We start from the raw sequence: 21,996 nt of genomic DNA on the forward strand, positions 1-21,996 counted from the left end.
GCCTCCTCAGGCGGGAAGTTTGGCGATGCGTTTTTCCAGCTCGGCCACGTGTTCGCCTTCTTCGGCGGCGAATTCCTCGGCCATCAGCTTGACCCGGGGATTGCTGGTGGTGGCGGCGATGCCGGCGTAGAAGGCGTAGCTGCGCTGCTCCCCGTCCAGGGCCAGGGCCAGGGCGGAGGGCACGTCCATGAAGGCATCCACCCCGGCCCAGGCGGCGGTTTCCGGGCTGGTGCCGTCGGGCCACTGGTACTCGTGGGCCTCCAGCTTGGGCGGATGGCGGAAGCCGCCCCGCTCCGTGGCCTCGGCCAGGTGCAGGCGGGAGTAGTGGGCCATCTGCTCGAAGAAGGCGGCCACTTCCGGATCGCCCAGGGTTTTCATGCCTTCGGCCAGCTCCTCGTAGCGCCGGGCGGAATCCCGCTCCAGGGTGATGGCGTGGGCGAGGAACAGATGAATGTCTTCCATTTTTGCGCTTTCTTTTTTAGCCACAGAGGGCACAGAGATCACAGAGTAAAGTCAAAACCGGCTGCCGCGCGGACCAATAAGGACGCCATTCTCCGACACCGAACGGCTGCAACGACCGTCCCTCCTGGGTCCTACGGCATGGCTCATTTCAATCCAAACCTGGGTAAAAATCCGCAGGAAACTCTGTGTTCTCTGTGCCCTCTGTGGCAAAGGTTCTAACAGCCCTCAACCAAACTTGAAGAGGATGCCGAAACCGCCCCGGGGCCATTCCCATTCCAGGTTGCGGTGTTCGTCGCAGATGATGCGGCAGGTGCCGCACTCCAGACAACCGTCGGAGATCAGCACCACCTTGCCGTTGCCCTCCTGGGTATAGCAGCCGGCGGGACAGCACACCGTGCATTGCTGCTCGGCGCACTTGTGGGTGCAGATTTCCGCGTTCTTGATCTGGATGTGGGGACGGCCCGAATCGACCCGGTAGCGGTCCTGGAACAGTTTCTCTTCGACTTTCAACATGGTCATGTCCTCCGGGTTATTCCATGGCGCGCCAGAACTTGAAGGCGTCGCCGATCAGGCCAAAGACGGAGCGGGAGGCGATGAAGCTCTTCTTGATCTCCTTTTCCTTGGTCTTCTTGTCCACCCCGTCCACCCGGATGATGGTCTGGGCCGCCTTCGACAGCAGGGTCGGGTAGGTGGTGAAGAACTGGTTGTTCTTGTGGAAGATGTCCGGCATGCGGCGGTACTTCTTCAGGTCCTTCATGACGAAGCTGTCGTCCAGCTTGGCCTTGTACTTGGAAAGGTTGGGGGCGGTGAAGGCCTTGCCCGCCTGCTTCAGCTCCACCAGGGTCTGGGCCGCCAGCATGCCGGTAGTCATGGCCAGGTTGGAGCCTTCGCGGTGGATGCCGTTCACGAACATGCCGGCATCCCCGGCGATCAGCCAGCCGTCGCCATAGACCTGGGGCACGGCGTTGTAGCCGCCTTCGGGGATCAGGTGGGCGGCGTATTCCTTCATCTCGCCGCCTTCGATCAGGGGGGCGATGGAAGGATGCTTCTTCATCTTGTCCAGCAGCTCGTAGGGCGTGGTCTTCTGCTTCTTGAAGTCCGACAGCATGCAGCCGATGCCGAGGGTGATGGATTCCTTGTTGGTGTAGAGGAAGGCGGTGCCCATCATGCCTTCGGAGATGGTGCCGGCCATTTCGATGACCACGCCCTCTTCCTCGCCGATGTTGAAGCGGGCCTCGATGGTCTCCTGGGGCAGGAAGTGGATTTCCTTCACCGCCAGGGCCACATCCTTGGGCTTGATCTCGGGATGGAAGCCGGCCTTGGTGGCCAGGCGGGAATTCACCCCGTCGGCCAGGATCACCGCGTCGGCGTAGATTTCGCCGCCCTTGCGGTCGGTCATCACCCCCACCACCTTCTTGCCGTCCAGCAGCAGCTCGGTGACGGTGGTCTCGCAGATGGTGAGGGCACCGACCTCCCGCGCCTTCTTGCTGAACCACTGGTCGAAGTGGGCGCGGATGATGGTGTAGCGGTTGTAGGGCGGCTTGTTGAAATCCTCGGAGCGGTAGTTGGTGCCGACATAGGAATTGTCGTCCAGGATCCACACCCGCTGCTCGATGAGGTGGCGCTCCAGGGGGGCGTCGTCGCGGAAGTCGGGAATGATCTTCTCGATGGCGTCCGAGTAGAGGATGGCGCCCTGCACGTTCTTCGAGCCCGGGGTTTCGCCCCGCTCGATCTGCAGCACCTTGAGGCCGCCCTTGGCCAGGGTGTAGGCGGCGGCGTTGCCGGCCATGCCGGCGCCGACCACGATCACGTCAAATTTTTCAGCCATGGTGTTCTCCTGTTAGCCGGCTTTTTTGGCTTGCGCCAGGTGGGCCTTGAAGGCTTCGGTCAGCGCCGGAAGGATGGTCATGGCGTTGCCGACGATGCCGTAGTGGGCGAAGTCGAAAATGGGGGCGTTGGCATCGGTGTTGATGGCGATGATGACGTCGGCTCCGTCCATGCCCACCCGGTGCTGGATGGCGCCGGAGATGCCGGCGGCGATGTACAGCTTGGGTCGCACCGTCTTGCCGGACTGGCCCACCTGGCGGTCCAGCTCGGCCCAGCCGGCCTGCACCACCGGACGGGAGGCGCCCACCTCGGCCCCCAGGACCTTGGCCAGGTCCCACACCAGCTGGAAGTTCTCCGGCTTCTTCAGGCCCCGGCCGCCGGAGACGATGATGTCGGCGAAGGGCAGGTTGGGCTTGTCCCGGGTGTCGTCGGCGATGAACTCCAGCACCTTGGTGACGATGGAGGTCTCGACCATGGAGAAGGGCACCGTGACGATCTCGCCGCTACGGCTGCCGTCGGCTTCCGGCATGGCCATCACCCGGGGGCGCACGGTGGCCATCTGGGGCCGGTGGCGCTGGGTCATGATGGTGCAGAGCAGGGAGCCGCCGAAGGTGGGACGGGTGGAGGCCAGGTTGCGGGTCTCGGTCTCGATCACCAGTTCGGTACAGTCGGCCACCAGGCCGGTGCCCAGGGTGGTGGCCACCGAGCCGGCCAGGTCCCGGCCCAGGGTGGAGGCGCCGAGCATGAGGATTTCCGGCTGGTAGGTGTTCACCAGATCGGTGAGGGCCTTGGTGTAGGGCTCGTTGCGGTAGTCCTTCAGCACCTCGTCCTGCATCAGGTAGCACTTGTCGGCGCCGTAGGTGAAGGCCTCGCCGCAGATGCCGGCACCGCGTTCGCCGGGGCCGCACATGACCACGCCGCACAGCTGCACGCCGAGGGCGTCGGCCAGCTTGCGGCCCTCACCCAGCAGTTCCCAGGAGACCGGATGCACTTCGCCGCGCTCGCTCTCGACGACCACCCAGACGTGCTTGTAATTGACGAAGCGGGGGTCCAGTTCGACCTTTTTCTTCGCCGGCTTTTTCGGTTGTTCGCTCATGGCTGTTGTCCTCTTCCCTGGTTAACCCGCCCGCTTGGCGATTTCCTTTTCCAGCTTGGGGTGCTGGGTGAACACCTTGGCCAGGAGGGTCACGGCCAGGTTCTTCGGATCGTTGTCCACCGTCTCCACCATCTCGGCCCGCTGGCTGCGGGGACGGGGGGCGAAGACCTTGCTCACCACGGTGGGGCTGCCCTTGAGACCGATCATCTCGGCATCGTCGATACCGGCGGCTTCCCGGTTCCACACCTTGAGGTCATAGCGGGCGGCGCGGAACAGGTCGTCCAGGTCGCCGAAGCGCATCTCGTTGGTGCCTTCAAGCATGGTGATGAGGCAGGGGGTAGCGGTCTTCAGGAGCTGCACGCCGCCCTCGGCCCGGCGCTCCACGGTGATTTCCTTCTTCTCCAGGTCCAGGTCCACGATCTTGGAGACGTAGGTGAGGAGCTGGTAGTCGAGGCGCTTGGCGATGCCGGGGCCCACCTGGGCGGTGTCGCCGTCGATGGTCTGCTTGCCGGTGAAGATCAGGTCCACCGGCATGTTGCCCATGATCTTCTTGATGGTCGTGGCCAGGGCGTAGGAGGTGGCCAGGGTGTCGGAACCGGCAAAGGCCCGGTCGGACACCAGGATGGCGTCGTCGGCGCCGTAGGAAAGGCACTTGCGCAGGGCCGCCTCGGCCATGGGCGGGCCCATGGTGACCACGGTGACGGTGCCGCGGAACCTGTCCTTGAGGCGCAGGGCCTCTTCCAGGGCGAACAGGTCGTAGGGGTTGATGATGGCCGGCACCCCCTGGCGCATGATGGTGTTGGTCACCGGATGCACCCGGATCTGGGCCGAGTCCGGCACCTGCTTGATACAGACGACACTATGCATGGCTTGCCTCTCCTAGGGAGCGGCGCAGGCTATCCACGGATACCCGCTGCACGCCCTGTTGAAACACTTTGAAAACCTTCTGCTCGATCCCGGAGGAATGAACGAAATCGGTGTAGGCCCGGGCCAGCAGCTCCCGGCACTTGATGCGGCTCAGGCCCTCGTTGAGGCCCGCCAGTCCGCCTTCCCGGGCCAGGTACTGGTTGAAGCGCTTGAGGATGTGCAGGCGCGAAACGCTGACCACGGCCGGGTCGTATTCCAGGCCGAAGTAGTCGAGGAATTCCTCGGCGGTGGAGAGCTGCTGCAGTTCGTCCATCAGGGTTTCCATAGGCTTCTCCTTGTTCAGACGACATGCAGCCGGGGGGCCGGACGGCCGCTCCCCTGCATCCCTTCCAGGTAGTAACTCATCAGTTCGCGAAAGCCCGGCGGGCGCTTGAAGGCCATGGCGTAGCTGCGCACCCGGGAGAGGATGCGGCGGGCCATGCCCTCGTCGATGTCTATCCCTAAGTCCTTGTAGGCGTGGATCACGGCGGTGGAGCCGGAATGCTTGCCCAGCACGATGCGGTGGCCCTTGCCCACTTCCGCCGGATCGAAGGCCTGGTAGTTGGCCGGGTTCTTGGCCAGGCCATCCACGTGGATGCCGGCCTCGTGGGTGAACACGTTGGCGCCGACGATGCTCTTGTTCACCGCCACCGGCCGGCCGGAAGCCTTGGCCACCAGATCGGAGATGGCCGGCAGCTGCAGGGGATCGACGCCACTGTCGATGTCGTAGAGATGCCGGAGGGCGATCACCGACTCTTCCAGGGGCGCATTGCCGGCCCGCTCGCCAAGACCGTTCACCGTGGTGTTGATGTGGGTGGCGCCGGCGGTCACCGCAGCCAGGGTGTTGGCGGTGGCCAGGCCCAGGTCGTCATGGGCGTGGATTTCGATTTCCAGGTCGCTGCGGGCCCGCAGGGCGGCGATGCGCTGGTGGGTGATGAAGGGGTCCAGCACCCCCAGGGTATCGGCAAAGCGGAAACGGCGGGCGCCGGCGGCCTGGGCCGCCTCCATGACCCGGTGCAGGAAGTCCAGGTCGGCCCGGGAGGAATCCTCGCCGCCGACGCACACCTCCAGCCCCGCCGCCCGGGCCTCGGGCACGAAGCGGCGGATGGAATCGAGCACCCAGCGGTGGTCCTTGTTCAGCTTGTGGCGGATCTGCTGGTCGGAAACGGGAATGGAGAGATTGACGATGTGGGCATTGCAGCGCCGCGTCACCTCCAGGTCGGCGGCGCACATGCGGCCCCACACCATGAGCCGGCTGGACAGCCCAAGGCCGGCGATGGCCCGGATCACTTCCTGCTCCTGCTCGCCCATGGCGGGAATGCCCACCTCCATCTCCGGCACCCCGGCCGCCGCCAGGGCCTGGGCAATGGCCAGTTTCTCCGCGGCGGTGAACGCCACCCCGGCGGTCTGTTCGCCGTCGCGCAGGGTGGTGTCGTTGATGGTGATGGTTGTCATGGCATGGCCTCTTGCCGGGGTATCAGCAATAAGGGTGCCAGGGCCGGATTTTTTAAAACAAGCTATTTAAATCATGCGGTTGCTGATTTCAGACAGGGCCCGCAGCGGGGGGAGAGGAATGCGACATTTGTAGGTTTTCGGACAGGGGAAGAGGCCCCTGCCCTGGCCCGAAAACCTGCCGGCCCGGTAGGCCGCTCCCGGACTCGACGGACTAGGGCAACACCAGGGCCAGGGCCAGGGGCAGGAACAGGAGGGCGGCCAGGTTGCCGAGCAGGACGATGGAGGCCACCTGGTCCGGCTCCTGGCGATAGCGTTCGGCGAAGACGTAGTTGAGCACGGCCGGCGGCAGGGCGCCGAAGATCACCAGCAGGGCTTTCTGCTGCCCTTCCAGGCCCAAGGCCAGGGCGGTGGCGTAGGCCAGCAGCAGGCCCACCAGGGGCCGGGCCAGGGCGCCCCACAGGCCGACCCGCACCGCCGACAGGCTGGAGCCGGCCAGGCGCACGCCGAGGGAAAAGAGCAGCAGGGGAATGGAGACGTCGCCCAGCATCTTGATGGCCAGCTTCAGGGGCGGCCAGATGGGAATGTGCAGCAGGCTCACCGCCAGGCCGGCCAGACTGGCCAGCACCACGGGAATGCGCCACAGATTGGCCAGGCGGGTGTGGTGGTCGAGCAGCCAGGCGCCGAAGGAGAAGTGCAGCAGGTTGGAGACCATGAACAGCACCACCATGGGAGCCAGGGCTCCGTCGCCGAAGGCCAGCACCGCCAGGGGCAAACCCAGGTTGCCGCAGTTGTTGAACATCATGGGCGGCACGAAGGTCTTGGGGGCGCTGCCCAGCAGACGGGCCAGGCCCCAGCCGGCGAGGCCGGAGCCGACCACGCCCACCACGGCGCCTACGGCCAGCCCCCAGTTGGCGGCCAGGTCGAAGGATTTGTCGGCCATGGCGGCGAAGACCAGGGCCGGCACGAACACTTCCATGTTGAGCTGGTTGGCGAAGGCCATGTCCGGCTGCTTCTTGCGGCCGTAGAGCCAGCCGAAGAAGACGATGGCGAAGAGGGGAAAGACGATGGCGACGATGCGCAGCAGCATGCCGGCTCCAGGGCGGGGTTCCGGGAGAGTGTAACGGCGGCCCGGGCGGGGCGGCCATCAGGGTTGCCCCTAGTTGGGGACGTCGGGGCGGCCTGCCGCCGCCCCGCTTCTTACAGCACGTAGCGGGAGAGGTCCTCGTCCCGGGACAGTTCGCCCAGGCGGGCATCCACGTAGGCGCCGTCCACGGTGAGGGTCTCGGCGCCGGACTTGCCGGCGGTGAAGGAGACTTCCTCCAGCAGCTTTTCCATGACCGTGTACAGGCGGCGAGCGCCGATGTTCTCGGTCTTTTCATTGACCGAGTAGGCGATCTCCGCCAAGCGCTTGATGCCGTCGGCGGTGAATTCCAGCTTCAGGCCCTCGGTGCCGAGCAGGGCCTGGTACTGGCGCGTCAGGCAGGCGTCGGTCTGGGTCAGGATCTGCTCGAAATCGGAGACGGAGAGGGAATCCAGTTCCACCCGGATGGGCAGGCGGCCCTGCAGCTCGGGGATCAGGTCCGACGGCTTGGCCAGGTGGAAGGCGCCGCTGGCGATGAAGAGGATGTGGTCCGTCTTGACCATGCCGTACTTGGTGGACACGGTGGTGCCTTCCACCAGGGGCAAGAGGTCCCGCTGCACGCCCTGGCGGGAGACGTCGGCGCCATGGGCATCGGAGCGGGAGGCGATCTTGTCGATCTCGTCGAGGAAGACGATGCCGTTCTGCTCCACGTTCTTCAGGGCTTCCAGCTTCACTTCCTCGTCATTGACCAGCTTGGCCGCCTCTTCCTCCACCAGCAGTTTCATGGCTTCGGGAATTTTCAGCTTGCGCGACTTCTTGCGGGCCGTGCCCATGCTCTGGAACATGCCCTGGATCTGGCTGGTCAGCTCCTCCATGCCCGGCGGCGCAAAAATCTCCGCCTGCATGCCGGGGGCCGCCACCTCGATGTCGATTTCCTTGTCGTCCAGTTCGCCCTCCCGCAGCTTCTTGCGGAATTTCTGGCGAGTGGTGGAATCCTCGCTGCTGCCCTGGTTCTCGTTGAAGAAGCCGGCACCCCGGGCGGGAGGCAGCAGGGCGTCGAGGACCCGGTCCTCGGCCGCGTCTTCGGCCCGGGCCCGCACCCGCTTCATGGCCTGCTCGCGCTGGCCCTTGATGGCGGTCTCCATGAGGTCGCGGATGATGGTGTCCACGTCCCGGCCCACATAGCCCACCTCGGTGAACTTGGTGGCCTCGATCTTGATGAAGGGGGCATTGGCCAGGCGCGCCAGGCGGCGGGCGATCTCGGTCTTGCCGACGCCGGTGGGGCCGATCATGAGGATGTTCTTCGGCGTGATCTCGTGGCGCAGGCCCTCTTCCACCTGGGAGCGGCGCCAGCGGTTGCGCAGAGCGATGGCCACGGCCTTCTTGGCCTGGGCCTGACCGACGATGTGCTTGTCCAGCTCGTGCACGATTTCCTGGGGAGTCATCTGAGTCATGGCGTCCTTACTCCAGGGTCTCGATGGTGAAATTGCGGTTGGTGTAGATGCACAGGTCGCCGGCAATCTCCAGGGACTTGCGCACCACCTCGCCGGGGGCCAGCTCGGTGTTCTCGATCAGGGCCCGGGCGGCGGACTGGGCGTAGGCGCCGCCGGAACCGATGGCGACGATGCCGTACTCCGGTTCCAGCACGTCGCCGTTGCCGGTGATGATGAGGGAGGACTCCCGGTCGGCGACGGAGAGCATGGCCTCCAGCCGGCGCAGGGCCCGGTCGCTGCGCCAGTCCTTGGCCAGCTCCACGGCGGAGCGGACCAGGTTGCCCTGGTGCTTTTCCAGCTTGGCCTCGAAGCGCTCGAAGAGGGTGAAGGCGTCGGCAGTGCCGCCGGCAAAGCCGGCCAGGATGCGGTCGTTGTAGAGGCGGCGTACCTTACGCGCCGTGGCCTTGACGACGATGTTGCCCAGGGTCACCTGGCCGTCGCCGCCCATGGCGACGGAGGCGCCGCGGCGCACCGAGAGGATGGTGGTGCCGTGATACTGTTCCATGCGGTTTCTTCAGTTCGGGAAAGAAGGGGAAATGCGCTGCCGCCCGCGCCACGGCGGGGCGGCAGGCTGCCAATTCACTTGCGGGCCGGCTCGATGCGGGCCACCGCATTGACCCCCACCACCGCCAGCAGCTCGAACACCAGGCGGTTGGTGTTGCGGATGATGACCGCCTTGCCGGCGGATTTGCAGGGGGTCAGCATATTCACCAGGGCGCCGGCGCTGACGAAGTCGATGCGCACCACGGCGGTGAAATCCAGGACCACCGGGTCCCGGCTTTCGGCGAAATCCTTGAGGTCGTTGAAGCGGGCGTTTTTCAGTTCGCCGCTGAGACGGTAGGCCTCGTCGCCCTCGCTGCCGTCCGTACAGTCCGGACACTGGGCGGCGGCCACCGGGGTGGCCTGGACCCGGGCCGGGTCCCAGGAGGGGGGCGACACTTCGAAGGTGACGGCGTAATCCACCGCCCGCTCCTCGAACTGTTCCTGGCGGCCGGCCCGTTGCAGCAGTTCCAGCTGCAGCAGCCAGCACTGGGGATTCTCGGCCTTGCCGGTGACTGCGGCAGCGGCCAGCAGGCCTTCCAGGGCCTCGATGCCGGCCAGTTCCAGCACCTGCTTGCGCTTGGCCGACTGCTGCAACAGTTTGAGGAAACGCTCGGCCCCGGCATCGTCCAGCTGCTGCACCTTGGACAGGTCCAGGCGCTGCTTCTGGTTCTTCTCCAGGGCATCGGCCAGGATGCCGAAAGCGGCATGATTGCTGCCTTCCATGGCGCCCTTGAAGAGGGTGGTGGGCGTGCCGCCAGCCACCACCGCCTCGGCCTTCTTGGTATCGCACCAGGCCGGCGGGGATCGCTCGAAAATGCGGGCGAAGTCCAGTTCCAGGTTTTCGAAGGCGGCCTTGTCGCCGTGCAGCTGGTAGAAATCGAACAGCATCATCCACAGGCGGATGGCCGTGGGGCCGGAACGGTAGCGGCCCACCGCGTCTTCCAGGGTGGCCTTGGCGACACCTTCCTGGCCGTTGGCGTAGAGCACGGCGGCCTGTTCCACCACGGCTTCCAGGGGATCGCTTTCGTTATCCAGCTCGATGCCGCCGGACTCCAGGTCGCCGAGGGAGAAGCCGGTGAAGTCCAGGGACATGGAATCCACGGCCGGGGCGGCCTTGGAGGGAGTTTCGAGGGGCGCGGCGGCGGGCGCGGCAGGAGCCCCGGCGGGCTGGGGCGCGGCGGCCGGGGTCGGCGCCGGTACCTTGACCATGCGGGCTTCGGGAACCTTGTTGTCTTCGCGACTCTTCTTGAACAGCGAGAAAATCATGGCCTGCTTTCAGTGGGCAGCAAAACGCCGCAGCAGTATATAACGACTAGCTTATGACTTTTATCACACTACGCCGTCATGCCGCAATCCGGGGAAAGCCGCGCGCCAGCAGGGCGCTGGCGGCCCCCAGGAGAACCAGCAGCAGGGCCAGTACCGGGCCGAAGGGCTGATCCAGGACCAGGGCCAGGGCGAAGGCCAGCAGGTGAGCCAGGCCGCCCAGGAGGGCGCCCAGCCACAGGGCGGCACGCCAGCTGCGGGCCCAGGGGGCGGCGGCCAGGGGCGGGATGAAGACCAGGGCGAAGGCGGCCATGACGCCGACGCTGGTGGTGGCCAGGGCCAGGACGCCGGCCACCACCAGGTCGAAGGCCAGGTGCAGGCGGCGGCTGGAGCGGCCCCGGGCCCGGTAGAAATCCGGGTAGAAATGGGACAGCAGCAGGGGCCGGGAGAGCCAGCGCAGCAGGGGCACGGCCACGGCGAAGGCGCCCAGGGCGGCGAGGAAATGGCTGCGGTCGGTGAAATAGAGCTGGCCGTCGAAGAGGGCATGGCCCAGGCGCTCGGCCAGGGGCAGGTTGGCCGCCAGCAGCACCGCCGTGCCCCAGCCGGCCAGCAGCAGCATGGCGTAGGCGGCGCCCCGGGTGGCTTCGGCCGCCTCCTCGAAGGCGTTTTTCACCGCCGCCGCCAGGAAGGCCGCAGCCGGCCCGCCCAGGACCAGGGGCAGGGCCAGGGCTGCCGCCGAAAGGCTGCCGGCAGCCGCCATCTGGGCGTAGGAGAGGGCCGCCAGCCACTCGCCGCGCAGGCGCAGGTAGGCGCCGCAGAGGGGCAGCAGCAGGGCGAAGACCAGGCCGGTGAGGCAGGGCCAGAGAAAGAGGGGGTCGGACAGCAGATCCAGGTTCATGGCCGGGGCCCTCCCGGCAGGCGCACCACCCGCTGGCAGGCGGCGGCGACGAAATCGTCGTCGTGGCTGACCAGGACGATGCCGGCGCCGGCCGCCGCCCGGGCGGCGATGGCGGCTCCCAGGGCGGCCACGCCCTGGGGGTCCAGGTTGTTGGTGGGTTCGTCGAGCAGGATCACGTCCGCCGGCGCCTGCAGGCAGGCCCACAGGTGCAGGAACTGCAGCTGGCCGCCGGAAAGCCGGTCCAGGCGCTCCTCCAGGCGGGCCGCCAGCCAGGGCGGCAGGCCGGCAGCGCTGGCGCCGGTAAGGGCCAGCAGCTCCCGGCCGTTGAGGGGGATGCCGGCCACTGCCGGCTGGCGCTGGGTCTGCCAGGAGATTTCCACCCCCGGCGCCAGCTCGACGCTGCCGGCAAAACGCCGGCCGGCGCCGGCCAGGACCGAGAGCAGGGTGCTCTTGCCCGAACCGTTGGGCCCCGCCAGCCCCAGCACCTCGCCCCGGGCCAGGGTGAAATCCACCGGCCCCACCACGGGCCGGCCGTAGCCGGCGACGAGGGCGGCAACGCTGAGCAGGGGATGGGCGGAGGCAGTGGGCATGGAGGGTTCAGCGCAGGGCGGCCAGGAGGCGGTTCACCGTGTCGTCGAAAAGGGAGAACAGGTCCTTGGCCTCGGCCGTGCCGCCCACGGTGAAGGGCAGGATCACGGAGGGGATGCCGGCCTTGTCGGCGATCCAGCGGGAGGGGGCATCATACTGGTAAGCGGGCCGCAGGACCATGCGCCCCGGGTTGTGCTGCTGCCGCGCCAGCACTTCCGCCAGGTAGCCGGAAGACGGTTCCATGCCCGGCTTCTGCTCCAGCACGCCGACCTGCTTCAGGCCGAGCCAGGCATTGAGGTAGGGGAAGGCGTCGTGCTGCACCAGTACCGGCACGCCCTTGAGCGGGGCGGCCTTGGCTTCCCAGCGGGCGATGGCGGCCTTCCAGCGTTCGGCGAAGCTGCGGTAGCCGGCCTGGTAGGCCTGGGCCTGGGCCGGGTCCAGCAGGGCCAGGCGCTCGGCCAGGGCCTCGCCGATTTTCAGGTAGAGGCGCGGATCGGTCTGGATGTGGGGATTGCCGCCGGCATGGACGTCACCGTGGGAGCGGTCCAGCACCGCCGGCACTTCGCGCAGGGTGACGTAGCGGGCCGCCTCGAAATAGCCGGGCTGGCCGCTCTGGATCGCCGGATTGCCCGACTCCCGCTGCACCAGGGGCAGCCAGCCCACCTCCAGCTCGGCGCCGGTGGCCACCAGCAGCTGGGCATTGCGGCCCCGGGCGATGAGGGAGGGCTTGGCCTCGATGCGGTGGGGGTCCTGCAGGCCGTTGGTGGCGGCCACCACATTGACCTTGTCGCCGCCGATCTCCTTCACCAGGGCCGCCCATTCGGGCACCGTGGCCAGCACATTGAGCGCCGCCTGGGCCGGCAGGGTGAAAGCCAGGAGCAGTAAAACAATCAGTCGTTGCATGGAAATTCCTTTCAGCCGGCGAAGGGGCAAAACCCACTCCGCCAAAAAATTCAGATCACCTTGAAAACCACGCTGGTGCCGGCGAGGCTAGGCGCGAGGAGCCGCCGTGTGCTCTTGCACACAAGGCCCCAAGCAACGACGCATCGCCGGTGCCAGCGTGGTTTTTAGAATTTGTGGGCGCCGTGGGTGCCCAGACTCTGGATGTATTGCAGGAACACCTGGTTGTCCGTTTCCCCCAGCCCGGACTGGTCCCGCGCCAGCTGCACGCGGAAGCGGGAGAACTCGCTGGGGCTGTAGTCGAACATGACGCTGTTGCGGGTCGGGTTGTGGCTGGCCATGACCGGGAAGTCGGAACCGCTGAGGATGCCGTTCTTCGCCAGGCCGATGTCCACCGTGCCGTAATCGAGGCGGTCGTGGCGCAGGCCGGCGCGCCAGCGCGGCATGAACTGGTACACCCCTTGCAGGTACCAGCCGGACTGCTTGCTCTCGTAGCTGCCGCTGCAATCGCCGCCGCAGGCGCCGGCGGCCGAGTTGCTGGCCAGGGTGCCGCTTTCGGTGCGGCGGAAGTACTCGCCCTGGAGGGTGAAGTTGGTGACGCTGGGGTTGCCGTTGGGCGCCCACTTCCACACCCCGTCCAGAATCCACAGGCGGCTCTTGCCGCTGAAGGTGTCGTCCACCGCCGCCCCCAGGCTGTCCGTGTCCTGGTAGGTACGGTCCTTGGGCGAGGTGCCCAGGTAGGAGAGGCCGGCGCGCCAGGCGTTGCTGGGGCCCACGTCGCCGCCCAGGTGGGCGAAGAGGACGCCGGTGGTGGTGCCGTTCTTGTTGCGGTCGGTGCTGGGGAAGGACTGGCCGCGGCCGGCTTCGGCGCCGATCTCGAGGAAGGTCTCGGTGGGTGCCAGCCAGCGCAGCTGCACCCCGTCCTGGCCGAACTGGTTGCCGAGGAAGGCCTTGTAGGCCAGGGGCGCATCGACGAAGTCCCAGGCGTGGGCGTGCTGCTCGTTGAGATAGCCGAGGCTGGAGAAGAAGCGGCCGGCCTTGAAGTTGAAGCCGCGGCCCAGGCCCAGGCTCTCGATGTAGGCGTTTTCCATATCCACGCCGCCTTCGGGCTTCAGGGCGGCGATGGCGACGCCGCGCCAGTTGGGGTCCACGTTGGCGCTCAGCACCAGCTCGGTCTCGCCCAGGCTGAAGCTGCGGCTGCCGGGGCCCACTTCGCCCAGGGTCGGGGTGAAGCCGGTGATCTGGTAGCTGTTGGGGTCCTTCTTCAGGTTGTTGTAGGTGCCGGTGAGGATGAGGGAGATTTCCGGGTTGAAGGCATTGGCCCGCACCGGTTCCCGGCTGCGGGAGGCCTGGGCGCTCTCGGCGCTGGCCTTGGCCTCGCCGGCGGTGGCGCTGGCATCCACCGCCGTCTTCTCGGCCTTGACGGCCTTGGTTTCAGCCTGGGCCAGGCGCCCTTCCAGGGCGGCGATGCGCTGCTCGTAGGCGCGCTGCATCTGCTGCAGCTGCTCGCGCATCTGCTTCATTTCCCGGGCCACGTCGGCATCGGGAGCGGCCTGGGCGGCGCCGGCGGCCAGGGCAAACGAAACGGCCAGGGCCAGGGGGGTGTAACGGGGAGTGAACATGGTCTACCTCAATTCAAATCTGACAACGACGGGACAGCGACGGCCGCCAGCCCCCGGCCGGAGAGGCAAGGGGGATGCGGCTCTTCATGGCTCGTTGCTCAGGATCGAGGCGGGGCGCCCTGGCGGGGCAGGGGGGTCGGCAGATGGCGCCAGCGGGACGCGCTGGCGATGGCCGGCTCGAAAGCGGCCAGGGACAAGGGCAGGGGAGCAGCTGTCGCCGCCAGGGGCGTCGCGTGGCCGCCCAGGTGCAGACAGACGAGACAGGACTCGGCCGCCGGGCCGGCCCCCTCCTCGCCCTGCAGATGGCTGGCCAGGTGCAGCAGCCACACCGCCGCCAGCAACAGGGGCAGCAGGGCCAGCCAGCGGGCGAGGCGGGCGGGGGGGCGGCAGCGCGGCGCCGGCATCATGGCGGTTTAGACGGCCTGCCCGTCGGCATCGCGAACGCCGCCGCAGAACATGGTGAAAGCCTTCTCCACGTTGTCCTTGGCGAAGTTGCGCACGATGAACACCAGCCGGGTGCTGCGGTCGTTGAAGGGTTCGGCTTCCGGCCAGGCATCCAGCACCAGGGTCGGGTAGCGGGTGTGCTGCACGCAATGCACCACCCGGGGCTGCGCCTCCCCGGCCACGTGCACCAGGCCCTTGACCCGCAGGATGCGGTCGCCGCAGGTGGCCAGCAGCACGTCCAGGGCTTCGAGGAAATCGCCCCAGTGCAGGGGCTCGGCAAAGCGCAGGGTGAAGGCGTGCACCAGGGCGTCGTGGCGGTTGGGATCGTGGTCGTGGCCGCTGTGGCTGGCCCGGGTCGCCTTGACCGCTTCCTCCGCCAGCCAGCGGGCTACTTCCGGCGCCTTGGCGGCGGCGTTGAAGGTGCCGCTGTCGAGGAACCAGGCGGCGTCGGCCCGGCCCTGCACCACCACATGGCGCGGCGCGCCGGGGTTGAGGCGCTGCAGGCGGCGCTCCAGGCGCGGCAGGGCCTCGGGATCGGCGAGCAGGTCGGTCTTGGTCAGCAGCAGGCGGTCGGCCATGGTGACCTGCTTCACCGCCTCGAAGTGGCGCGACAGCTGGCCCTCGGCATGGGTGGCATCCACCGCCGTGATGACGCCATCGGTACGGTAGCGCTCGGCGATGAAGAAGTCTTCCATCAGGGTGTGCATCACCGGCGCCGGATCGGCCAGGCCGGTGGTCTCGATCAGTACCCGCTTGAGGGCCTTGATCTCGCGCCGCTGGGCGCGCATGGCCAGGTCCTTCAGGGCCCGCACCAGGTCGCCGCGGACGGAACAGCAGAGGCAGCCGGAGTCGAGCAGCACCAGGTTCTCGTCCACCTTTTCCACCAGATGGTGGTCCAGGCCCGTCTCGCCGAACTCGTTGATGAGCACGGCGGTATCGGCCATCTCCGGCTGGCGCAGGAGGTGGTTGAGCAGGGTGGTCTTGCCGGCGCCGAGGAAGCCGGTGAGGACGCTGACGGGAACGCGGCGGTCCATTGTTTAAGCGCTCACCAGGGCTTGCCGATGCACTGGCGCAGGCCCTTCTCGAAAATGTCCCGGGGCAGGTTGCGGCCGATGAAGACGATGCGCGACTCCCGCGCCTCGTTCTCGGCCCAGGGCCGGCCCACGTTGGTGGCCACCAGCATGTGCACCCCCTGCAGGATGATCTGGTGGGCCTGGCCGGTCACGGCCAGGAGGCCCTTGTAGCGCAGCATGTCCTCGCCGTAAACCTGCACCAGGGCGCCGAAGAATTCGTCCAGGCGGGCCGGGTCGAACTCGCCGTGGGTGGTGAAGGCGAAGCTGCTGATGGCGTTGTTGTGGTGATGGTGGTGGCCGCTGGCGAGGAAATCCGGCTCCCGCTCCAGCACCGACTCCAGGGAGAAGCTGTTCACGTCCAGCAGGGCCGCCAGGTCCACGCCCTGGCCCTGGAGCGTCTCGTAGATGGCGGCGCGGCCGTTGATGTCCACCAGGCGGGCGATCAGGGCGGCCTTCTCGGCCTCGCTCACCAGGTCGGTCTTGGTCAGCAGCAGGCGGTCGGCGAAACCCACCTGCTCCTGGGCGATCTCGTGCTGGTCCAGCTGCGCCATGGCGTGCTTGGCATCCACCAGGGTGAGGATGGCGTCCAGGCGGTAGGCCTGGGCCACCTCCGGCTCCACCAGGAAGGTCTGGGCCACCGGGCCCGGGTCGGCCAGGCCGGTGGTCTCGATCAGCACCCGGTCGAAATGCAGGGTGCCGTTGGCGCGCTTTGCCACCAGCTCGCCCAGGATGCGGGTGAGGTCGCCGCGCACGGTGCAGCAGATGCAGCCGTTGTTCATCTCCACGATCTGCTCTTCGCTTTCCAGCAGCAGGTCGTTGTCCACCCCCACTTCGCCGAATTCGTTTTCGATGACGGCGATGCGCTGGCCGTGGGCTTCCTTGAGGATGCGGTTGAGCAGGGTGGTCTTGCCGCTGCCGAGAAAGCCGGTGAGCAGGGTGACGGGAATACGGGGATCGGTGGTGAGCATGGCGGCTTTCAGGGCTGGGCGGCGGCGCAGGCGGGGCACTGGCCGTGGAGATCCACTTCCATGCGGGCCAGGCGGAAGCCGGCGGGGAGTTCGGGGGCGGCGGGGGGCGGCGCATCCAGGCAGAAGATGCGGCCGCAGGCTTCGCAGCGGAAATGGGCGTGGGCGATGTGTTCGGCGGCGGGGCCGGTGGCGGAGTAGCGGAAGACCCGGGAGGCATCGGTGGCCTTGGCCGCCAGGCCGGCGGAGACCAGCCAGTCCAGGGCCCGGTAGAGGGTGACCCGGTCGCCGGCCAGGGGGCCCAGGGCCTTTTCCACCTCCAGGTGGGTCAGGGGCCCGGCGGCGCCCCGCAGCAGGGCCAGCACCTGGACCCGGGCCGGCGTCACCCGGGCGCCGGCGGCGCGGATGGCGGCGGCCGCCTGGAGGGCGGGAGCGGCGGCGGAATCGGTCATGGCGTCAGGCGCCCGAGGTGCACGGGCGCGGCGGGAATTGGCGGGAGGGCCATTAGAGCACAACACTATTGCAACTGCAATTGTGTTGCACTTACTCCGCCGCCGCCTCCTTGCCGGCCTTGCCCTTCACCGCCTCGAAACGGGCCAGGGTGCGTTGGCGGGCCAGATTGTGGTCCACCACCGGCGCCGGGTAGTCGCGGCCGATGATTACGCCAGCAGCCTGCTGCTCCAGGGGGGCCATGCGCCAGGGGGCGTGGATGTGCTTGTCCGGCACCCCGGCCAGCTCCGGCACGTAGCGGCGGATGAAGCGGCCCTGGGGATCGAATTTTTCCGACTGGGTGACGGGGTTGAAGATGCGGAACCAGGGCTGGGCGTCGCAGCCGGTGGAGGCGGCCCATTGCCAGCCGCCGTTGTTGGCGGAGAGGTCGAAATCCAGCAGCAGGTCGGCAAAATGCCCTTCCCCCAGGCGCCAGTCCAGGCCCAGGTCCTTGGTCAGGAAGGAGGCCACCACCATGCGCAGCCGGTTGTGCATCCAGCCGGTCTGGGCCAGCTGGCGCATGGCCGCATCCACCAGGGGATAGCCGGTACGGCCCTCCCGCCAGGCCGCCAGCAGGGCGGGGGCCTCGTCCCACAGCACCCGGTCGAACTCGGGCTTGAAGCAGCCGTCCGGCAGTTGGGGGAAACGGTCCAGCACCATGAAATAGAAGTCGCGCCAGATCAGCTCCGAGAGCCAGGTGGCGGCGCCAGGGCCGCCGCTGCGCCAGGCCTCGCCCGCCAGCTGGCGAATGGAGAGGCAGCCGAAGCGCAGATAGACGGAGAGGTAGGAGACGCCCTTCACCGCCGGAAAATCCCGCTGCTCGGCGTAGCGCTCCAGGCGCTGGCGGAAGTCCTGCCAGCGGGCGGCGCCGCCACTCATGCCGGGAACGACGCCGATGCGCTCAAGGTCCGTCGGCAAAAAGCCGATATCTGCCAGTGAAGGCACCCCGCCGCCGTCCGGGGGCGGGGCCAGGTGCCCGCTGTAGCGATCCACCGGATAGGGACGGACATGAAAATCCTCCAGTTTCCCCAGCCAGCAGTTCTTGTAGGGCGTGAACACGGTGTAGGGCGTGCCGCCCTTGGTCAGGACCTCGTCGCCGTCGAAGACGGCCTGGTCCTTGAACAGGTGCAGGGCGATGCCGTCCCGCTCCAGGTCGGCGGCCACCGCCGCGTCCCGGGCCTTGGCCCGGGGCTCGTAGTCCCGATTGGCGAACACCGCCACCACGCCCAGCTGGCGCGCCAGGGCGGCAATTTCCGCGGCCGCCGGGCCGTGGCGCACCATGAGGCCGCCGCCCTTGGCCTGGAGGGCCACATGGAGTTCCGCCAGGGATTCCCGGATGAACTCGACCCGCCGGTCGCTGCGCCCGGGCAGGGCCTCCAGGATGTCGCTGTCGAAGACGAAGGCGCACCACACCCGGCGCGCCGACTTCAGGGCGTGGTAGAGGGCGGCGTGGTCGTAATCGCGTAGATCACGGCGGAACCAGACAAGGGCGGATTCAAGCATAATGGCAATCGATTCAGGCGCGGCGGGGCAGTGCCGCCCCCACAGGGAAGGGGCTTCCGGGTTCGACGGCCGGAAGGTGCGCCAGATGTTAGCTCTAAATACTCCAGTCGGCGAAGAGGCGTGCGACAGACACGCCTGATCTCAGGAAGGGATCAATGGAAGCGCAAGGACTCGATTTCACCTACGACCCCGAAAGTCGTAGCCTGGTCGCCAGCTTCACACCGGAAGCGGGAGTGGCGCCCCCCACGATAGACGTCCCCTGGCTGGAAGAACGCATCGCCGAGCTCGGCCACGGCGCCCTGCGGCGCAATGCGGCCGCCCTCGGCGTGCTCGCCGACAGCATCAAGGGCGCCCGCCCGGTGGCGGCCCTGGCGGTGGCCGAGGCGGTGGACGCCAAGGCCGAGGTCAGCGTCGCCGGCGACAAGATGGCCGCCTTCCTCAGCATCACCCCGCCCCAGGGCGGCGCCCCCATCGACGACGCCGCCATCCGCCGGGCCCTGGCCCAGCAGGGCGTCACCACCGGCATCCGGGAGTCCGCCATCGCCCAGGCCCTGGCCCTGGGCCAGGCCGACAACCTGCTCATCGCCGAGGGCCGGGCCCCGGTCCACGGCGAGGACGGGCGCATCGAGGTGCTGGTGCCGGAAAGCCGCAGCCGGGTGCCCCAGGTCAACGAAAAGGGCCTCATGGACTACCGCAACCTGGGGGAAATCCTCACGGTACACGCCGGCCAGGCCGTCATGCAGCGCATTCCCGCCACCCCCGGCACCCCGGGGGAAACCGTTTCCGGCGCCGTGATCCCGGCCCTGGCGGGCAAGGAGACCATGTTCTCCCCCAACCTCTCCGGCGTCGCCCCGGACCCGGCGGACCCCAACAAGCTGGCCGCCGCCATCACCGGCCAGCCGGTGCGCACCCGGGAAGGGGTGATCGTCGAGCCCACCTACACGGTGAATGAAGTCACCATCAATTCGGGCAACATCGACTTCGACGGCGCCGTCACGGTCAAGGGCGACGTCCAGGCCGGCATGACCATCCGCGCCAGCGGCGACATCGAGATCGGCGGCACGGTGGAGGCGGCGGTCATCGTCGCCGGCGGCGACATCGTCATCAAGGGCGGCGCCATCGGCGCCGGCGGCCGCAAGGACGCCCAGGGCAACGAAATCCCCTCCTACATCCAGTGCGGCGGCAGCTTCACCGCCACCTACGTGCAGCAGGCCAAGGTGGAGGCAGGCGACAGCATCTTCATCGACGACGTGGCCATGCAGAGCAATCTCATCGCCATCAACCAGATCGTCGTCGGCCACAAGCAGCGGGGCCACATCATCGGCGGCCGGGCCCAGGCCACCCTGCTGGTGAAGGCCAAGGTGATCGGCTCCGGCGCCCACATCGGCACGCGCATCGACATCGGCCTGGACCCCAAGCTGCGGGCCCAGCAGCAGCGCCTGGTGCTGCACCGGCAGCAGGTGGAGGAGCAGCTGGCCCAGGTGGTCAAGCTGCTGGAGCTGGCGGCCAAGCTGCCGGAACGGGTGCCGCCGGAGACCCTGAAGCGGGCCCGCATCACCCGGGAATCCCTGCTGCGCACCCTGACCCGCCTGGGGGAGGAGGAAACCCTGCTGCAGGAACAGCTGCGCCTGGCCCAGAACGCCAAGGTCATCGCCGAGCAGGCGGTGTACGAGGGCATGGAGGTTCATTGCGGCCTGCTGCACTACACCCTGGTGGGGGACAAGGCCCACGGGCTGCAGGTGCGGGTGGCGGAAGGGGCCCTGGAGGCCGACCAACTGGCCCGGGGCAAGAGCTGAGCAGGACGCCCATGCCGGGACCCGTTCCGGGGTAAAATCCGCCCTGCCATGGACAGCGTCAATCTCACCGACCACTTCCTCATCGCCATGCCGGCGATGGACGATCCCTATTTTTCCCGCGCCCTCGTCTACGTCTGCGAGCACAACGACCAGGGCGCCCTCGGCATCGTCGTCAACAAGCCCCTGGACATGCCCCTGCAGGACCTCTTCGAGAAGGTGGACATTCCCCTCGACGCGGCCGGCCTGAACAACCTGCCGGTGTATTTCGGCGGCCCGGTGCAGACGGACCGGGGCTTCGTCCTGCACCGGCCGGTGGGCCAGTGGCAATCCACCCTGGCGGTCAATGACGAGGTGGGCCTCACCAGCTCCCGCGACATCCTGGTGGCCATGGGCCGGCAGGGCCAGCCCAGCGAAGTGCTGGTGACCCTGGGCTACGCCGGCTGGGGCGCCGGCCAGCTGGAAAGCGAACTGGCCCAGAACGGCTGGCTCACCGTGCGCGCCGATCCCTCCATCGTCTTTTCCCTGCCGCCGGAAGAGCGCCTGGCCGCTGCCATGCTCGCCCTGGGCATCGACTTCGCCCATCTGGCCGAGGACGCCGGGCATGCCTGAGGCTGCCGTCGGCTCCCCTTCCGCTCCGACCGGCACGGTCCTGGCCTTCGACTTCGGCGAGAAGCGCATCGGCGTCGCCGTCGGCGAGCCCCAGGTCAAGCACGCCCATCCCCTGACGGTGATCCACGCCCAGTCCAACCAGGAGCGTTTCGCCGCCATCGCCGCCCTCATCGCAGAATGGCGCCCCGCCTTGCTGGTGGTCGGCCTGCCGGTCAGTCTGGACGGCAATCCCCACGGCATGACGGCCCGCTGCACCCGCTTCGCCAACCAGCTGAAGGGCCGCTTCGCCCTGCCGGTGGCCTTCGCCGACGAACGCCTGACCTCCCTCGACGCCAACGAGCGCCTGCGGGAAACCGGCCACAACGCCAAATCCGCCAAGCAGCACCTGGACGCGGTGGCGGCCCAACTCATTCTGCAAGCCTATTTCGACACTTCCGACCCTTTCTCCGAACCTGCCGCCCATGCCTGAAGCCATTCCCACCCAGCTCCCCGACGCAGAACTGCAGCTCGCCAGCCTGGCCGAGCAACTGCGCCCCCACCTCACTCCCGACACCGCCCTGGTGGGCATCTACTCCGGCGGCGCCTGGGTCGCCGAGCGTCTCAAGCAGCTGCTCGACATTCGCGAGGAAGTGGGCCAGATCGACGTCTCCTTCTACCGCGACGACTTCGCCGAGAAGGGCCTGCATCCCCAGGTGCGCCCCAGCCACATCCCCTTCGAGGTGGAAGGCCGGCCCCTGATCCTGGTGGACGACGTGCTGTACACCGGCCGCACCACCCGGGCCGCCATCAACGAGCTGTTCGATTACGGCCGCCCGGCCCGGGTCGAACTGGCAGTGCTGGCTGACCGGGGCGAGCGGGAGCTACCCATCGAGCCCGGCTACTGCGTCTGGGAAGTGGACCTGGAAGAAGGTGAAGAATTGATCCTGGGCCGGGAGGAATCCGGCCGCCTGTTCTGGAAAATGGGGAGGAACGACCGTGGCTGA

At 67.8% G+C, this 21,996-nt stretch carries 24 protein-coding genes; 4 read left to right on the forward strand and 20 right to left on the reverse strand.

Translation table 11 applies throughout. The features are described 5' to 3' along the window. Positions 1 to 6 precede the first annotated feature (6 nt). The 20 genes from OEL49_RS14655 to OEL49_RS14750 form a co-directional block, all read right to left on the reverse strand. The gene (locus OEL49_RS14655) at positions 7 to 462 is read right to left on the reverse strand and encodes a ferritin-like domain-containing protein (protein WP_287875364.1); all 456 of its coding nucleotides are present in this window, start codon (positions 460 to 462) and stop codon (positions 7 to 9) included. 225 nt (positions 463 to 687) lie between these two features. After that, entirely contained in the window at positions 688 to 975 is a 288-nt protein-coding gene (locus tag OEL49_RS14660) for a ferredoxin family protein (protein ID WP_287875366.1), read from the reverse strand. Positions 976 to 991: 16 nt separating this feature from the next. Next, the gene (locus OEL49_RS14665; RefSeq protein WP_014235685.1) at positions 992 to 2,290 is read right to left on the reverse strand and encodes an FAD-dependent oxidoreductase; all 1,299 of its coding nucleotides are present in this window, start codon (positions 2,288 to 2,290) and stop codon (positions 992 to 994) included. Between the two features lie 12 nt (positions 2,291 to 2,302). Next, positions 2,303 to 3,385, reverse strand: coding sequence for an electron transfer flavoprotein subunit alpha/FixB family protein (locus OEL49_RS14670; RefSeq protein ID WP_014235686.1), 1,083 nt, complete (start codon positions 3,383 to 3,385; stop codon positions 2,303 to 2,305). Between the two features lie 21 nt (positions 3,386 to 3,406). Further along, positions 3,407 to 4,252: an electron transfer flavoprotein subunit beta/FixA family protein gene (locus OEL49_RS14675; protein ID WP_014235687.1), complete on the reverse strand. Its 846-nt coding sequence runs from the start codon at positions 4,250 to 4,252 to the stop codon at positions 3,407 to 3,409. Beyond that, positions 4,245 to 4,577, reverse strand: coding sequence for a nitrogenase stabilizing/protective protein NifW (gene nifW, locus OEL49_RS14680; RefSeq protein ID WP_014235688.1), 333 nt, complete (start codon positions 4,575 to 4,577; stop codon positions 4,245 to 4,247). The genes OEL49_RS14675 and nifW overlap by 8 nt, the downstream gene beginning before the upstream one ends. A 14-nt stretch (positions 4,578 to 4,591) precedes the next feature. Further along, positions 4,592 to 5,746 carry a homocitrate synthase gene (nifV, locus tag OEL49_RS14685; protein WP_014235689.1) on the reverse strand — a complete coding sequence of 385 codons (1,155 nt, stop codon included), beginning with the start codon at positions 5,744 to 5,746 and terminating at the stop codon, positions 4,592 to 4,594. A gap of 211 nt (positions 5,747 to 5,957) precedes the next feature. Then, positions 5,958 to 6,833 (reverse strand): AEC family transporter, encoded by an 876-nt coding sequence (locus OEL49_RS14690; protein WP_014235690.1) that lies wholly within the window; start codon positions 6,831 to 6,833, stop codon positions 5,958 to 5,960. Between the two features lie 110 nt (positions 6,834 to 6,943). Beyond that, positions 6,944 to 8,281 (reverse strand): ATP-dependent protease ATPase subunit HslU, encoded by a 1,338-nt coding sequence (gene hslU, locus OEL49_RS14695; RefSeq protein WP_014235691.1) that lies wholly within the window; start codon positions 8,279 to 8,281, stop codon positions 6,944 to 6,946. 7 nt (positions 8,282 to 8,288) lie between these two features. After that, a complete protein-coding gene (gene hslV, locus OEL49_RS14700) occupies positions 8,289 to 8,825 on the reverse strand; it encodes an ATP-dependent protease subunit HslV (protein ID WP_014235692.1) in 537 nt (178 codons plus the stop codon). A 74-nt stretch (positions 8,826 to 8,899) separates the two neighbouring features. After that, positions 8,900 to 10,129 (reverse strand): STAS domain-containing protein, encoded by a 1,230-nt coding sequence (locus tag OEL49_RS14705; RefSeq protein ID WP_014235693.1) that lies wholly within the window; start codon positions 10,127 to 10,129, stop codon positions 8,900 to 8,902. A gap of 76 nt (positions 10,130 to 10,205) precedes the next feature. After that, positions 10,206 to 11,024 (reverse strand): metal ABC transporter permease, encoded by an 819-nt coding sequence (locus OEL49_RS14710; protein WP_014235694.1) that lies wholly within the window; start codon positions 11,022 to 11,024, stop codon positions 10,206 to 10,208. Next, a complete protein-coding gene (locus OEL49_RS14715) occupies positions 11,021 to 11,614 on the reverse strand; it encodes an ATP-binding cassette domain-containing protein (RefSeq protein ID WP_014235695.1) in 594 nt (197 codons plus the stop codon). Before OEL49_RS14715 ends, OEL49_RS14710 begins: the two co-directional genes overlap by 4 nt. 7 nt (positions 11,615 to 11,621) lie before the next feature. Further along, positions 11,622 to 12,515, reverse strand: coding sequence for a metal ABC transporter substrate-binding protein (locus OEL49_RS14720; protein WP_014235696.1), 894 nt, complete (start codon positions 12,513 to 12,515; stop codon positions 11,622 to 11,624). A 164-nt stretch (positions 12,516 to 12,679) separates the two neighbouring features. After that, complete coding sequence (locus tag OEL49_RS14725; RefSeq protein ID WP_014235697.1) at positions 12,680 to 14,134, reverse strand: hypothetical protein; 1,455 nt, start codon at positions 14,132 to 14,134, stop codon at positions 12,680 to 12,682. A 98-nt stretch (positions 14,135 to 14,232) separates the two neighbouring features. Continuing rightward, positions 14,233 to 14,541, reverse strand: a complete 309-nt coding sequence (locus OEL49_RS14730; RefSeq protein WP_014235698.1) for a hypothetical protein — start codon at positions 14,539 to 14,541, stop codon at positions 14,233 to 14,235. Between the two features lie 6 nt (positions 14,542 to 14,547). After that, complete coding sequence (locus tag OEL49_RS14735; protein WP_014235699.1) at positions 14,548 to 15,612, reverse strand: CobW family GTP-binding protein; 1,065 nt, start codon at positions 15,610 to 15,612, stop codon at positions 14,548 to 14,550. Positions 15,613 to 15,623: 11 nt separating this feature from the next. After that, on the reverse strand, positions 15,624 to 16,619 hold the full coding sequence (locus tag OEL49_RS14740; RefSeq protein ID WP_014235700.1) for a CobW family GTP-binding protein: 996 nt from the start codon (positions 16,617 to 16,619) through the stop codon (positions 15,624 to 15,626). Positions 16,620 to 16,627: 8 nt separating this feature from the next. After that, on the reverse strand, positions 16,628 to 17,068 hold the full coding sequence (locus OEL49_RS14745) for a Fur family transcriptional regulator (protein WP_014235701.1): 441 nt from the start codon (positions 17,066 to 17,068) through the stop codon (positions 16,628 to 16,630). A gap of 91 nt (positions 17,069 to 17,159) precedes the next feature. Continuing rightward, positions 17,160 to 18,608, reverse strand: coding sequence for a cryptochrome/photolyase family protein (locus tag OEL49_RS14750; protein WP_014235702.1), 1,449 nt, complete (start codon positions 18,606 to 18,608; stop codon positions 17,160 to 17,162). A gap of 155 nt (positions 18,609 to 18,763) precedes the next feature. On the opposite strand from OEL49_RS14750, the gene OEL49_RS14755 reads away from it, so the two are divergent. The 4 genes from OEL49_RS14755 to pyrR are packed head-to-tail and all read left to right on the forward strand — an operon-like array spanning position 18,764 to position 21,996. Next, a complete protein-coding gene (locus OEL49_RS14755) occupies positions 18,764 to 20,404 on the forward strand; it encodes a DUF342 domain-containing protein (RefSeq protein ID WP_014235703.1) in 1,641 nt (546 codons plus the stop codon). A gap of 48 nt (positions 20,405 to 20,452) precedes the next feature. After that, positions 20,453 to 21,013 (forward strand): YqgE/AlgH family protein, encoded by a 561-nt coding sequence (locus OEL49_RS14760; RefSeq protein WP_014235704.1) that lies wholly within the window; start codon positions 20,453 to 20,455, stop codon positions 21,011 to 21,013. Next, positions 21,006 to 21,482, forward strand: a complete 477-nt coding sequence (gene ruvX / locus OEL49_RS14765; protein ID WP_014235705.1) for a Holliday junction resolvase RuvX — start codon at positions 21,006 to 21,008, stop codon at positions 21,480 to 21,482. Before OEL49_RS14760 ends, ruvX begins: the two co-directional genes overlap by 8 nt. Further along, positions 21,475 to 21,996, forward strand: coding sequence for a bifunctional pyr operon transcriptional regulator/uracil phosphoribosyltransferase PyrR (gene pyrR / locus OEL49_RS14770; RefSeq protein WP_014235706.1), 522 nt, complete (start codon positions 21,475 to 21,477; stop codon positions 21,994 to 21,996). Before ruvX ends, pyrR begins: the two co-directional genes overlap by 8 nt.

It is taken from the genome of Azospira sp. (assembly GCF_030247495.1).
GTDB classification, from domain to species: Bacteria; Pseudomonadota; Gammaproteobacteria; order Burkholderiales; family Rhodocyclaceae; genus Azospira; species Azospira oryzae.